Annotated in this window: 11 protein-coding genes; 1 reads left to right on the forward strand and 10 read right to left on the reverse strand. The window is 73.4% G+C overall.

The window, feature by feature from the left end:
* Nucleotides 1–9 precede the first annotated feature (9 nt).
* From ACWF9Z_RS14440 to ACWF9Z_RS14485, 10 genes are all read right to left on the reverse strand, one after another.
* Nucleotides 10–432: a hypothetical protein gene (locus tag ACWF9Z_RS14440; protein WP_453601783.1), complete on the reverse strand. Its 423-nt coding sequence runs from the start codon at nucleotides 430–432 to the stop codon at nucleotides 10–12.
* A gap of 66 nt (nucleotides 433–498) precedes the next feature.
* The gene (gene mycP, locus ACWF9Z_RS14445) at nucleotides 499–1,692 is read right to left on the reverse strand and encodes a type VII secretion-associated serine protease mycosin (RefSeq protein WP_453601785.1); all 1,194 of its coding nucleotides are present in this window, start codon (nucleotides 1,690–1,692) and stop codon (nucleotides 499–501) included.
* 21 nt (nucleotides 1,693–1,713) lie between these two features.
* Nucleotides 1,714–3,216 carry a WXG100 family type VII secretion target gene (locus ACWF9Z_RS14450; protein ID WP_453601788.1) on the reverse strand — a complete coding sequence of 501 codons (1,503 nt, stop codon included), beginning with the start codon at nucleotides 3,214–3,216 and terminating at the stop codon, nucleotides 1,714–1,716.
* Nucleotides 3,216–3,716: a hypothetical protein gene (locus ACWF9Z_RS14455; protein WP_453601791.1), complete on the reverse strand. Its 501-nt coding sequence runs from the start codon at nucleotides 3,714–3,716 to the stop codon at nucleotides 3,216–3,218. The genes ACWF9Z_RS14450 and ACWF9Z_RS14455 overlap by 1 nt, the downstream gene beginning before the upstream one ends.
* A 142-nt stretch (nucleotides 3,717–3,858) precedes the next feature.
* The gene (locus ACWF9Z_RS14460; protein WP_453601794.1) at nucleotides 3,859–6,219 is read right to left on the reverse strand and encodes a xanthine dehydrogenase family protein molybdopterin-binding subunit; all 2,361 of its coding nucleotides are present in this window, start codon (nucleotides 6,217–6,219) and stop codon (nucleotides 3,859–3,861) included.
* Nucleotides 6,216–8,384 carry a 2Fe-2S iron-sulfur cluster-binding protein gene (locus ACWF9Z_RS14465; RefSeq protein WP_453601797.1) on the reverse strand — a complete coding sequence of 723 codons (2,169 nt, stop codon included), beginning with the start codon at nucleotides 8,382–8,384 and terminating at the stop codon, nucleotides 6,216–6,218. The genes ACWF9Z_RS14460 and ACWF9Z_RS14465 overlap by 4 nt, the downstream gene beginning before the upstream one ends.
* Complete coding sequence (locus ACWF9Z_RS14470; RefSeq protein ID WP_453601799.1) at nucleotides 8,381–9,322, reverse strand: FAD binding domain-containing protein; 942 nt, start codon at nucleotides 9,320–9,322, stop codon at nucleotides 8,381–8,383. The genes ACWF9Z_RS14465 and ACWF9Z_RS14470 overlap by 4 nt, the downstream gene beginning before the upstream one ends.
* Before the next feature lie 222 nt (nucleotides 9,323–9,544).
* Nucleotides 9,545–11,197 (reverse strand): beta-N-acetylhexosaminidase, encoded by a 1,653-nt coding sequence (locus tag ACWF9Z_RS14475; protein ID WP_453601802.1) that lies wholly within the window; start codon nucleotides 11,195–11,197, stop codon nucleotides 9,545–9,547.
* Between the two features lie 171 nt (nucleotides 11,198–11,368).
* Complete coding sequence (locus ACWF9Z_RS14480; protein WP_328298939.1) at nucleotides 11,369–11,653, reverse strand: DUF3039 domain-containing protein; 285 nt, start codon at nucleotides 11,651–11,653, stop codon at nucleotides 11,369–11,371.
* Nucleotides 11,654–11,727: 74 nt separating this feature from the next.
* Nucleotides 11,728–12,288, reverse strand: coding sequence for a YqgE/AlgH family protein (locus ACWF9Z_RS14485; RefSeq protein ID WP_453601805.1), 561 nt, complete (start codon nucleotides 12,286–12,288; stop codon nucleotides 11,728–11,730).
* Between the two features lie 274 nt (nucleotides 12,289–12,562).
* Between ACWF9Z_RS14485 and murA the strand changes: the two genes are divergently transcribed.
* Entirely contained in the window at nucleotides 12,563–13,906 is a 1,344-nt protein-coding gene (gene murA, locus ACWF9Z_RS14490; RefSeq protein WP_453601808.1) for a UDP-N-acetylglucosamine 1-carboxyvinyltransferase, read from the forward strand.
* Nucleotides 13,907–14,105 lie beyond the last annotated feature (199 nt).

Genomic DNA, 14,105 nt, shown 5'->3' on the forward strand with positions numbered 1-14,105 from the left:
TCCGTCGCCTTACTTGAGGAGCTGGTCGATCTTGGAGGACGTGAAATCGGCGTGCAACTGCTGCTCGTCCTTGTTGTGGGAGGAGAGGGAGTAGTTCAGGCCGTTGGAGATGTTCGCGCAGGCGGCGACGAGGGTCTTGAGCTGGCTCTCCCAGCGGGTGTTGACCTTCAGCAGGGCGGCGCCGCTCGCGAAGTTCTCGCGCGTCAGCGCGCCGGCCGCCTCGGCGGTGGCGGTGGCGGCGTGCTTGCCGTCGGTCGAGAGCCGGGTGTGGAGCTTGTAGGCCTCGGAGCCGACCTCACCGATGTGGTCCTGGTTGAGCTCGAGATCGCCACCCCCGCCCGGGCCGGGCTCCGTCGGGACGTGGTTGAGCCGCATGGACACATTGGCTGCGGCGGTGGTCCGGGCCGCGGACCATTCCTCGTCGAACGACATGGGTGCCCTACTCCTTCTGCCTCTGGGTGCACTGCACTACGGCCCTGCGTGGTGGGGCTGGGTGGGTCAGCTGTTCCTGCGCCGCACGGCGACGGCGGTCACAGCGCCGCCGATGATCACGCAGGCACCGAGCCCGAGGGCGAGCCAGGGCAGGGCGCTACCGCCGCCCTTCTTCGCCTCGGCCTGGGGGGCGGGCGCGGGGGTGGAGGCGCCGGCTGACTGGGGCGTCTTGCCGTCCGAGGAGGGCGCGGGCGAGCTCTTCGATCCCGCCCCGCCGCCGGCCGCGGCCAGGTCGGGGAGGGGGTAGACGTCCGCCGGGCCGGGGTCACCGGGGGTGACCACGGCGATGCGCGGACGGACTGCCCCGAAGCCGACGAAGTCACTGCGCTCGGCGCCGCCGACGGGCTTGCCTGCCGTGTTCATCATGACCCGGAGCACCTGATTGTTGGTCCACTCGGGATGGATCGACCAGATCAATGCCGCTGAGGCCGAGGCGAGAGCAGTTGCGTCACTGGTGCCGTGGCTCGTGCACAGTCCAGTCTTGCCACCACAAGCTGTGACGATGTCCATCCCGGGCGCGGACAGATCTACCTGGGCGCCGTGCTGCGACTCTGCCGTCGCCTTGCCGTCCTTGTCAACAGCGCCGACGCCGACCACACCGGGCGTCCCGGCGGGGTAGAGGACATCGTTCGCTGCGTCTCCACGATTGCCCACGCCCGCAAAGATCAGTTTCCCCTTCGAGAGGGCGTACTTCACTGCGTCAAGGCGGTCTGGATCGTCTGCACCCGAAGCCAAGGAGATATTGATGATCTTCGCTTCCGAGTCCGCCGCGTACCTAATCGCCGCAGTCCAGGCCGCGTTCTTGACGTCAACACCCTCTGGAACACGGATTGGAAGGATCTTGGCCCCCGGCGCAAGCCCGAACGCCCCGTCACCACTGGGATGCTTACCAGTCGCGGCGATCAGCGCGGCCATGCTTGTGCCGTGGTGATTCGAGTCCGTTCGCTCATCTCCGCTGTAGGTGGTGGCGAAGTCCTTTCCTGGGACTACCTGCCCTTCCAGCTCAGGAATGGGTGCCACACCACCGTCGATGACAGCGACGGTGACACCCTTACCTGTGCTGGTCTTCCAGATGTCCTCGGCCTTCATAGACGTGAGATGCCACTGCTGCGACCGAATGGTCTCCGCATGAGCCGGGGTCGCGGCGACCCCGGCCAGCAGGAAACCCGCCAAAGCCGCGGTCGCCTTACGCATACGCATCCCGTGCAACGTCCGCTCCACTCAGTCGATCACCGGCGGAACGACATTACGGTCGCCCTGCCACGTCTCTTCGTCCTCGGCCAGGTAGTCGGGGCGTTCGCCGTTCTGGTCCGCACCCCGCCTGCCCGGCGCATGCGCACCCGCGCCCCCGTGAGCCATCGGGCGACCAGCCGAGCCGGCACCCGATCCATCACGAACCAGCCCCGACCCACCCTGGGTGAACGGCTGACCACCCGTGACCGAGCGACCGCCTGCAGCCGGCTGACGCCCGCCGACGACACCGCCCGGTTCCATCGCGAGGCGACGACCGGCCATGGAACCGCCGACACCGCCGTGCGCGCCACCGCCTCCAGCGCCCATACCGCCGCCCATGCCGCCCATGCCGCGGCCGGTCGCCTGGGCACCTTCAGCCCCGATGACCGTGCCCCGGGGAATGCTCGCATTCGGTCCAGCCGACGCCACGGGCCGGCCGCCTACGATCCCGCTGTCGCGCGGGGGCAGCCCTGCGAGGGGCCCCGGACCTCCGGCCTTCCCCCCGATCCCGCCGGGACCGCTGGTACCAGGGACCGTGGGTACGAAACTGCCGGGGCCGAGACCGCCACCAGGCTTCGACAGACCGCCGACGGGCGGAAGCGTCGTAGGCGGAACGAAGCCGCCAGGGCCGATGCCCGGAGTGCCGCCGCTCGGTCCCACCGGATTTATGCTTCCGGGCAGACCCGTGGTCGGGGGCAGAGTCCTGTCCGGCAGGGTGGCGACGTTGTCGAGGCCCACGCCGACTTCGCGGTCCGGGAGGACCGAAACGGGGCCCGGCGTCGAGCCGGTCGGCGGGTACGCCGTACCGACCGGCGACGGATGGGGTCCAGACGTGGAGCCGGATTCGTACGAAGAGCCACCGGGGGTCGGCGCCACGGATGCGTGCGAAGAACCGCCCGATCCGGCACCTCCAGCGCTGCCGCCAGGCCGTGCGAGGTCCCCACCGCCAGCGATGGGCGGTGGAACGAACGGCTCAGGTAGCTTCGGGAAAGTCGGAATCTCCGCCATTTCCATGCCGGTAGCCGAAGCCTCGTACCCCTGCGCCAGCTTCGCCATCTGCTGGGCAGCCAGCTCGTGGTCACCAACCAGCTTCGAGTTCGCCTGCTGCCCGATCTCCCGTGAGTCCGGGTCGTTGTGGAATTTGCGGGCCGCTTCCAGGTTGGCGGCCGCCCCGGTGTCGTACGAAGGCATGTTGGCCTTGACTTCGACCACCACCTGGCTGGCCTGGGTCATCTGCTTGCCGCCCGCGGCGCTGTACTCGCTCAGGCGCAGCGTGGCATTGCCCGTCTGGTTGACCCACTCCTGGAAGGCCGCGGCCGACTCGCCCTCCCAGCCGGTCACCCGGTGGTCCTTGAGGCTTTCGCCGATCTCCTTGATGGCCGCTGCGGCGTCCGTCAGCTGGGCACCCCGGGTCTTGAGGGTGTCGGCATTGGCCGAGGCGAGCATGGCCAGCAGCTCCTGGTGCGTGTGGGCCTCAAAGTTGGTCGCCATCAGAGGCCCTCCACCTGTGTATCGACCGGACCGGATCCCTGCGAAGCCGAACTGTGCGGGGGCGGCGGAGCCATCGGGTCCCGTTCGGGAACGTAGTGCACCTCGGCCTGCTTGCTGATCGCCAGCATGCGCCGTTGCGTCTCCTCGTCCACTCCGCCGAACCCCTTCCCCGCCGTCTGGATCGCGATGCCCAGCGCCTCGATCTGGTCGGCCAGCCCCTTCGAGAGGGCCAAGAGCTGCGTGTGGGTGTTCGTGTACGCGGTGAACAGGCGCTTGGCCTCGGCGAAGCCCTCGCCCACCGAGTCCGTCGGGAGGGTGCCGTCCGCGAGCTTCTTGTCGCTCGCCGGGGATTCGTTGAGCTTCGACAGCAGTCCGTCGACCCGCTTCTTGTACGCGGTCATCGACTCGTACTCGACGGCCATCGCACCCACGGCCCCCGGCAGGGCCACGCCCACGCCGTAGTCCACGCCGAGCACGCCCGGTCCGTAGTCAATTGCCATAACGACCTCCCCGCTCCCCGTCCCCGTTCACACCTCGTTCGCACGCGTTCGCACGCGTACGTCGCCGGTGTCCCCGATCACCTTATCGAGAGAGTCCGACAGACCCAAGTTCCGGGTTGCAGGTGCAATCAGGGTCACAAGGTCATGAGTTGGGCACCGCAACCGCCGCCGATGGCCGGATCGGGAGCCTGTTCACCGGGCGGCCCGTGGCCGCGCGGACGGCCGAGGCCACGGCCGCCGGGGAGGTGACCACCGGGACCGCGCTGGCCGGTTTCGCTCCGAAGGGGGCCACCACGTCGCGTTCCTCGACGAGTTTGACGATGCGGACCGTCGGGGCGTCCAGCGACGTGGGCAGGGCGTAGCCCGTCAGGTCGGGGTGGCGGATCAGGCCCGACGCCGTACGGAGGTTCTCCGTCAGGGAGGCGCCGACGCCCTGGATGACGCCCGCTTCGATACGGGCCTCCAGCTGCCGGGGGTTGAGGATGCGGCCGACGTCCTGAGCGACCGCGAGCTCCACCACCCGTACCGCGCCCAGTTCGATGTCCACGTCCACCACCGCGCGGATCGCGCAGAAGGCCAGGCCGACGAAGGCGTCGCCCTGTCCGTCCGCGTCCAGCGGCTCCGTCGGGTGGGGGCGGCACTGGGCCGTCGCCCAGAGCTCCTTGCCCTCCATCGCCTCCGCGACGGTCGTCGAGAACGCCCCGTCGTACGACGTGATCCGGCCATCCGCGATCTGCAGGAGCTCCGTGGACATGCCGAGTTTGTGGGCCATCGGCTGGAGGAGCTGGGTCCGGACCATCTTCGCGGCCCGTTCCACCGCGCCGCCCGACACCCACGTGTGGCGCCCGTGCGCCGCCGCGCCCGCCGGCGGCTGGTCGGTGTCGACCGGGGCCACGACCACCTCGTCCACGCCCAGGATCTCCTGGACGATCTGGCGGGCGAGCGTGGAGAAGCCCTGGCCGGTGTCGACCGCCGCGCAGATGACCGTCGCGGAACCGCCGACGATCTTCACCGTGGCCGTGGAGACCTCGTCCGTGCCCTCCGCGCCGAGCATGTGCACCATGCCGACGCCGTACCCGACCCCGCGCCGCACCGCGCCCGGTTCGCCCGCGCCCTCCAGGCCGCCCGGGAGCAGCCAGTCCTCCTCCGGGGTGTCCTTCGGCAGGGCGGGCAGCGGGTAGTCCCGGACGGAGCGCAGGAGTTCCGCGACCGGCGCCGGGCAGGTCACCGTCTGGCCCGTGGGCAGGAGGTCGCCGGTGGCGAGGACGTTGCGCAGGCGCAGCTCGGCCCCGTCGATGCCGAGGGCGGCGGCGAGCTTGTCCATCTGGCCCTCGTAGGCCGCGCAGACCTGGAGGGCGCCTTCGCCGCGTACGTGGCCCGACGGCGGGTTGTTCGTACGGACCGCCCAGCCTTCGACGAAGGCGTGCGGGACCACGTACGGGCCGCAGGCGAAGGCCACCGCCGCGGCGAGGGACTGCGAGGAGTCGTCGGCGTAGGCGCCCGCGTCCATCAGGATCTGGGCCTCGACCTTGACCAGGCGGCCGTCCGCGTCCGCGTGGTGGCGGTAGCGCAGCAGGGTCGGGTGGCGGTGGGTGTGGCCGAGGAAGGACTCCTCGCGGGTGGCCACGAGTTTGACGGGGCAGCCGGTACGGAGCGCCAGGAGGCCGAGCGGGAGCTGGAACGCCGCGTCCTCGCGGTCGGCGGTGGCTCCCGGAACGCCCGTGACGACCACGCGCACCCGGTCCGGGTCGAGCCCGAAGCAGGCGGCGGCGAGGTCGCGGTCGGTGTGCGGGTCGGTGGAGGCGGTGTAGATCTCCACGCCGCCGTCGGGGCGGGGCACGGCCAGCCCTGCCTCGGCGCCGATGGGGGCGGGGTCCTGGCGGCCGATGCGGTAGAGGCCTTCCACGACGATCTCGCCGGTGGCCTCCGGGTCGCCGTAGCGCAGCGGGATGTGCCGGATCAGGTTGCCGTCGGGGTGCAGGGCGGGTGCGCCGAAGGCCTGCTCGGGGTCGGTGACCGGGTCGAGGAGCTCGTACTCGACCATGATCGCGGCGGCCGCGAGGCGCGCGGTGTCGGGGTGGTCGGCGGCGACGGCGGCGATGGGCTCGCCGTGGTGGCGGACCACGTCGTGCGCGAACACCGGCCGGTCCGCGACGCGGCGGCCGTGCGTGGTGGCGCCGGGGATGTCGGTGTGGGTGACGACGGCGCGCACGCCGGGCATGTCCACGGCGGCGGAGGTGTCGATGGAGAGGATGCGGGCGTGGGCGTGCGGGGAGCGCAGCACGGCGGCCCAGAGGAGGCCTTCGGCCCACAGGTCGGCGGCGTAGGGGAAGGTCCCCTCGGTCTTGGAGCGGGTGTCGGCGGACGGGACGGACGCGCCGATGCCGCGCGGGACGTCCTGCTCCGCCCCCTCGGCCCGGCCCGGCCCGTCGGAGAGTGCCGAGGAGGGGGCGGCGCCCGCCGCGCTGCCCGTCGGTACCGTCGCCGCGTCGTGGGCGCTCACGCCGTGTCTCCCTGGTCGTTGCCGTCGGTGCCGTCGGTGCCCAGATGGCCCGGGCTCTCGCCCTGGCCGCCGTAGGTGCTGTGCCCGCCCTGAGCCCCGGCCCCGTGCAGGCCCTGCCCGCCCAGCGTGCCTTGACCGCCCAGCGTGCCCTGACCGCCCAGCGTGCCTTGACCGCCCAGCGTGCCCTGACCGTCGTGCAGGCCGTGGACGCCGCCCTCGCCCGGCGGGGCCTGGTGCGGGATCCGCGCCTCGGCGGCGGCCGCGGCGGCCGCCTCGGACGCCGCCTCGCGCTCGGCCGCGACCTCGCGCACCGCGTCGATGACCCCCGCGTAGCCCGAGCAGCGGCAGAGGTTGCCGCAGAGCGCCTGCCGCGTCTCCAGCTCGCTGGGGGCGTGGTTGCCTTCCAGCAGATCATGGATGGTCATGGCCATGCCGGGCACGCAGAATCCGCACTGCACCGCGCCCGACCTGCACAACGCCTGCTGCACGTCCGACAGTTCCCCGTCGGTCGCCAGGCCTTCCACCGTCCGGACCTCGCTGCCCGCCGCCGTCGCGGCCGGGACCAGGCAGGACGCCACGAGCCGGCCGTCGACCTGCACGGCGCACGCGCCGCATTCGCCCTGCGAGCAGCCGTCCTTGGCGCCGGCGAGGCCGAGGCGCTCGCGCAGCACGTAGAGGAGCGACTCGCCGATCCACGCGCCGGTGACGGGCCGGTCGGCGCCGTTGACGCGCAGGACGTAGGAGGCCGGCGGGTGCTCGTGATGGGCCACGGAGCCCGCGTCGGCGGCCGCGTCCTCGGCGGCGGCGTCCCGCCCGTCGGGCTCGTCGGCGCGCACGTCCGCGTACGTCGCCTCCCCGGCCGGGATCCCTTCGCCCGGTTCCGCGGAGGCGGCCGCCACAGCGCTGTCGGCGGCGCCCTCGGCCCGCACGGGCGCGTCCCCGGCTTCGCCGGAGGTCCGCACGCCGTCGCCCGGCGCCGTCCGTCCCGCGTCGGGCTCCCGCTCGGGCTCCTGGTCCCGCTCGGGCTCCCGCGCCTGCGCCTGCGACTCCGCCTGCGCCCGCGACTCCGCGTGCGGTTCCGCCAGCGCCCGCGACTCCGCGTGCGACTCCGCCAGCGCCCGCGACTCCGCCCGCTCGGGCTCCGTCGCACCCGGATGCGGGCGCTCCCCCGTCATCGGGGTCCGGGCCGGCCCGTGGGCGGCCTCGATGTCCTGCGGAGCCGGGTAGGCCGGCTCCCCCTCGGGCTCGGCGTACTCCCCCGGGAGCGGGGTCCCGACCCCCGGGCCGCCCAGCACCCGCGGCCCGCGGCCCGCCATCGCGCCGAGGGAGCCGCCGAAGGAGCCTGCGGCTCCGGTCCCGTTCCCGGGAGCATCCGGAAGCACTCCGGCCGCCGACCCCGGGCCCGCAGCGGAGCCCGCCGCGGAGCCCATGTCGGAGTCCTGGCCGGAGCCCTGGCCCACGGCCTGCCCCGGCTGCTGCGCCGCGTAACCGCGCGCGGCCTCGAAGTCCGGGTGGCTCGCCCACGGGGCCGCGGCCCCGCCCGGCAGCGTCGCGGGGGCCTGGCTCCAGTCGGCGGACGCCGCGAGCTGCCCGAAGCTGCCCGTGTCACCCGTGCCGCCCGATACCCACACGTCGGACGGGGCGGCCTCGGGGAAGCGCCACTCGGCGGTCTCCCCCGATTCGCCCGCGCGGCCGTCCCCGTCCGCGACGGGCTCGGCGTACGACTCGGTGAGCGGCTCCGCGTACGGCTCGGCGGGGTACGGCTCCGCGTACGCGTCCCCGTAGGGCTCCGCGAACGCCGCCGCCACCGAAGCCGGCATCGGCACCGAAGCCGGGATCGGCGCCCGCGCCCCGGCCTGGGATCCGCCGCCGGTACCGCCGGTACCGCCCGCGTCGGACGCACCTGCCTCCGGCCACTGCACCGGAATCGACCACGTCCCCGTGGCCGACGGATCCGTGCTCACCGTTCCCAGCGGCACGATCATCGGCGGCGGCACGTACCCGTGGCCCGGCGCCGCGAGCGGCTCGCCGGTGCCGAGCGCGTCCAGCATGTCCTGCGGCAGCTTCACGAAAGCCGTCGACTCGGAGTCGTACTCGCCGCCGTGCGGCACCGGCTCCCAGCCCCAAGCGGGACCCGCGGGACCCGTGTTCTCGTTCTCACTCATGAGCTCAGCGCCCTCCCCAGGGCCCTCCGTGCCAGTACGGCCACCGTCCGCCGCACATGCAGTACTGCGGGAGCCACCGGCTCCCCCTGGTCGGGCACGCACGCGGCCGCGACGTACTCGCCGAAGGCCTCCAGCGCCTCGGGAACCAGACTGCGGTCCCCGTCCCAGTCGATCAACGAAGCCACCCACTGCTCGGCTTCCAGCGGCCGCAGCGGCATCGGGGCGACCGCGCCGATCGCGCAGCGCACGCCCCGGCGCGCGGGATCGAGCACGAGCCCGACGGACGCCACCGCGCGCCCGGGCCCCGTACGCCCCGTGGCCTTCAGGAACACCTGCGGCGCGTGCAGCAACGGCACCCGCACGAAGCCGATCAGCTCTCCGGGGCGGAGCATCTCCCGCCCGGCCAGCAGATGGGAGACCGGGATCTCGCGGCGCGCACCGCCCGGACCGACGATGACGAGCACGGCTTCCAGCGCGGCCAGCACGGGCAGCGCGTCACCCGTGGGCGCGCCGGTGGCGATGTTGCCGCCGAGCGTGCCGGCGTTGCGGATCTGCGGGGGCCCGGCGGCGCGCGCGGCGGCCGCCAGGGCCGGGATCAGGGCGGCGAAGTCGGGCCGTCCCATCCGGGCGTGCGTGAGGCCGGCTCCGAGCAGCGCGTGGCCGTCCTGGTACTGCCAGCCGCGGATCTCGTTGATCCGGCCGAGGCCCACGAGGGCGGCGGGGCGCAGCAGTCCGGCGTTGACGGCGGCCATGAGGTCGGTGCCGCCCGCGACGGGGACGGCGGCGGGCATGGCGGCGAGCGCCGCCACGGCCTCGTCGAGCGTGGTCGGCAGCGTCACGGACTGCGTCGCGGACTGCGCCGCGTTCCCCGCCTGCGGGTCGCCTCCGGGACCCTGCGAATCCCGTGCCTGCGGTGTGTGCGGTGCGTGCGTGGTCAACCCAGCTGCCCCTTCCCGATGTCCCGGTACCGGCCCTCGCGCCTGTCCGCCGTACGGTACGTGCTCACCGCCGGGACGTGGCAACTCTGGCACATCTTCCGGAGCACCGGACGCGAGGGTCGGCCGCCCGCGCACTCCCCGCCCGAGCGGTGTCACCGCGGCGCGGCGCCGCCGCTCCGCGGGCCGCGGACCCCGGCCCCCGGCCCGCCCGCGCGGGGCCCGTCACACGTTCGGGGGCGCTCCCTCGATCGGGCGTCCGAGCACCCCGGGGCGGCGCTGCCGGGGCAACGGTCCGCCGGGCGCCCGGTAGTCGACCCCGAGCGCGTCCAGGCGGCGGTAGTGCGTCCCCATACGCCCCTCGAAGTCCGCATAGTCCCGCTCCGCCGGATCCGGCAGCCGCGACCAGACCACCTCGGCGAAGGCCGCGAGCCGCGGGAACACCTGGTAGTCGACCCGGCCCTGGGTCTCCATCACCTCGGTCCACACGTTGGCCTGCGCACCCAGCACGTGGGCCGCGGCCTCTTCCGACAGCTTCGGCGGAACCGGCTCGAACCGGTACACATCCTCCAAGGTGCGGACGTACCCGATCGGCATGGGCTCGTCCTCGCCGCCCGCCTGACGGTGGTCCAGGTACACCTGCTGCTCGGGGCACATCACCACGTCGTGGCCGGCCTCCGCGGCGGCGATCCCGCCCGCGTACCCGCGCCAGGAGGACACGGCCGCCCCGGGGGCCAGCCCGCCCTCGAGGATCTCGTCCCATCCGATGAGCCGCCGGCCGCGCTGCGCGAGCCACCCGTCGAAGTGCCGGACGAACCAGGACTGCAGCCCGTCCTCCCCGTCCACCCCCAGCTCGCGGATCCGCTCCTGCGCGACCGCGGAGGCCTTCCACTGCGCCTTGGGGCACTCGTCGCCGCCGATGTGCACGAACGGCGAGACCTCGGCGGGGAACAGCTCCAGCAGCTCCTCGAAGACGCCCTCGTAGAAGCGCAGTACGGCCTCGGTGGGCGCGAGCACGTTCTCGTTGACGCCCCAGTCGTCCCACACCTCCAGGGCGGACGTGTCCACCACGTCCGTGTTCCCCAGCTCCGGGTACGCGGCGATCGCGGCCTGCGAGTGGCCCGGCACGTCGATCTCGGGGACCACCCGCACGTGCCGCTCGGCGGCGTACGCGACGATCTCGCGGATGTCGTCCCGGGTGTAGAAGCCGCCGTGCGGCGTCTCGTTCCACAGCGGCGAGGCCCGGTGGCCCCACCGGCTGCGGGCCCGCCAGGCCCCGGTCCCGGTGAGCTTCGGGTAGCGCTCGATCTCGACGCGCCAGCCCTGGTCGTCCGTCAGGTGCAGGTGCAGCACGTTGAGCTTGTGCGCGGCGAGGAGGTCGATGTAGCGCAGCACGCCGTCCTTGGGCATGAAGTGCCGGGCGACGTCCAGCATCAGGCCGCGCCAGCCGAAGCGGGGGCCGTCCTGGATGCCTCCCACCGGCACCCGCCAGGCGTGGCCCGGCGCCACGGGCGCGCGTCGGCAGGCCTCGGGACCGAGCAGCTGGCGCAGCGTCTGCGCCGCGTAGAAGAGGCCCGCCGGGTCGGCTCCTTCGAGCAGCACCCATCCCCGCGTGACGTGCAGCTCGTACGATTCCGGGCCCACGCTCCGCGTCAGGCCGGGGCGGAGCACGAGCCGGATCCGCGCGCGCTCGCCGTACTCCTGCCCCGCCACCGGCGCGGGCAGCTCCCAGCCGGTGGCCGCGCCGAGCTCCCGGCGCAGCCAGCGGGCGGCGCCCTCGGCGCCGGGACCGACGGCAAGCAGCGGATCGTCCAGCACGCACGTGCCGGCGCCGCGGGGGAACCGCGCGAACCGCGGCTCCGGAATCAACTCGGGCATGGCCTCGACCCCTCCAGCGTCCAGCCGTTGCACGATGCGCAACGCACGTTTCACATGGTGCTTTCGCGGCCGACCCTAGCCCGCCCCGGGGGCACGCAAAAGGTCCCCGGCCGCGCACGGGCGCGACCGGGGACCTCCGTCCCGCGTGATCCCGCGGGGAGCGGGCCGGACCTACTGGTCCTTGCCGCCCTTGTCCTTGTCCCCACCGGGGCCCATGGACTCGTAGATCTCCTTGCACATGGGGCAGACCGGGTACTTCTTCGGGTCCCGGCCCGGAACCCAGACCTTGCCGCAGAGCGCGACGACGGGGGTGCCCCCGAGCGCGCTCTCCATGATCTTGTCCTTCTGGACGTAGTGGGCGAAGCGCTCGTGGTCGCCGTCACCGTGGGACACCTGGGGTGTCGGCTCTACGAGGGTTCCCGTACCAGTCCCGCGATCGGGCTCAAGAGTGCTCATAACTGCCAGGGTACCGACCCCCGCGCGCGAGGGCCGGGCAGCGGGTCGGTCCGGCGGCGGGGGGCGGCCGGGGGTCAGTTCAGCGACGGGTCGTCCGGATACGTGGCCACCATGGCCAGGTCGCTGCGCTGGCGCCGCAGCACCGCGCGCCACAGCCGCTCCGGATCGGGGAAGGACACGTCCCCCGGCTCGGATTCGACCACGTACCAGGCGCCCTCGCCCAGTTCCGCCTCCAGCTGCCCGGGCCCCCAGCCCGAGTACCCCGCGAAGATGCGCAGGCCCCCCAGCGCCGCCGCCAGCAGCTCGGGCGGGGCCTCCAGGTCCACCAGGCCGATCGCCCCGTGCACCCGGCGCCAGCCGAGCGGCCCCTCCTCGCCCGGGATGACCGCCAGCCCCAGCGCGGAGTCCAGCGCCACCGGGCCGCCCTGGAAGACCACTCCGGGGGCGCCGGCCAGCGGGGCCCAGGGCAGCAGGACGTCACCGACGCCCACCGGGGTGGGCCGGTTGAGGACGACGCCGAGCGAGCCCTGCTCGTCGTGGTCGAGCAGCAGCACCACCGCGCGGTCGAAGTTCGGGTCCGCGAGGGCGGGGGTGGCCACGAGCAGCCGCCCTGTGAGGGAGGACACCTCGGTCATGCCGACATGATCCCCCACATTCGCCCGGGAGGGGGAGCCGACGGCGCATCCGGACCGGACGCAGTTCAGGGCGCGGGGCGGCGGCACGCGGGGCGCACGGTCCGGCGGGCCGCGCCGAGGGCGGAAGGAGACGCTCCGCCACCTGGCGGACACCCAGGGTGTTGTGGCGAATTCATGACAGTCCTACGGCCCCGTCAGCTTCACGAGCAGGGGGGTACTGCCCCTTACCCTTTTCACTGGCCCCCCGCCCATCCCTCTCCGGAACGCGAGATTCATGACCGGCATCAGTGACGATGTACTGCTTGTCCACGGCGGAACCCCGCTCGAGGGCGAGATCCGTGTCCGCGGCGCGAAGAACCTCGTACCCAAGGCCATGGTGGCGGCCCTGCTCGGCAGCGGGCCCAGCAGACTGCGCAACGTTCCCGACATCCGTGACGTCCGGGTCGTGCGCGGGCTGCTCCAGCTGCACGGGGTGACCGTCCGCCCGGGTGACGAACCGGGCGAGCTGGTCCTGGACCCGACGCACGTGGAGAGCGCGAACGTCGCCGACATCGACGCGCACGCGGGCTCCTCGCGCATCCCGATCCTGTTCTGCGGCCCCCTGCTGCACCGCCTCGGCCACGCGTTCATCCCGGGCCTGGGCGGCTGCGACATCGGCGGCCGGCCGATCGACTTCCACTTCGACGTGCTGCGGCAGTTCGGCGCGACCATCGAGAAGCGCGAGGGCGGCCAGTACCTGGAGGCCCCCCAGCGGCTGCGCGGCTGCAAGATCCGCCTGCCCTACCCGTCGGTCGGCTCGACCGAGCAGGTGCTGCTGACGGCCGTCCTGGCCGAGGGCGTCACCGAGCTCAGCAACGCCGCCGTCGAGCCGGAGATCGAGGACCTCATCTGCGTCCTGCAGAAGATGGGCGCCATCATCTCCCTCGACACCGACCGGACCATCCGGATCACCGGCGTCGACCGCCTGGGCGGCTACAACCACAAGGCGCTCCCGGACCGGCTGGAGGCCGCCTCCTGGGCGTCCGCCGCGCTGGCCACCGGCGGCAACATCTACGTGCGCGGCGCCCAGCAGCGTTCGATGATGACCTTCCTGAACACCTTCCGCCGGGTCGGCGGCGCCTTCGAGATCGACGACGACGGCATCCGCTTCTGGCACCCGGGCGGCCCGCTCAACGCCATCGCGCTGGAGACGGACGTCCACCCCGGCTTCCAGACCGACTGGCAGCAGCCGCTGGTCGTGGCGCTGACCCAGGCCGCCGGCCTCTCGATCGTCCACGAGACGGTCTACGAGTCCCGCCTCGGCTTCACCTCGGCGCTGAACCAGATGGGCGCGCACATCCAGCTCTACCGGGAGTGCCTGGGCGGCAGCGCCTGCCGCTTCGGCCAGCGCAACTTCCTGCACTCGGCGGTCGTCTCCGGCCCCACCAAGCTCCAGGGCGCCGACCTGGTCATCCCCGACCTGCGCGGCGGTTTCTCGTACCTGATCGCGGCGCTCGCCGCCGAGGGCACCTCGCGGGTCCACGGCATCGACCTGATCAACCGCGGCTACGAGAACTTCATGGACAAGCTCGTGGAACTGGGCGCCAAGGTCGAGCTGCCGGGCGGCGACCTCGTCTAGAGATCGACACAGACCGTCCCAGAACGCCCCCACAGGCCCGTACAGGGCCTGTGGGGGCGTTCTGGCTCCCGGAGCCCACCAGGGGCCCCGGGAACGCGGAGAGGGGGGGGCGCGCCGCGGCGCGGGGGGGCCCCGCCGGGCGCGCGCCCCCGGGCGTCGCCCCGCCGGGGGGGGCGCGCGCGCCGGCCCCCCCCCCACC

The organism is Streptomyces sp. NPDC054961, from assembly GCF_053609145.1.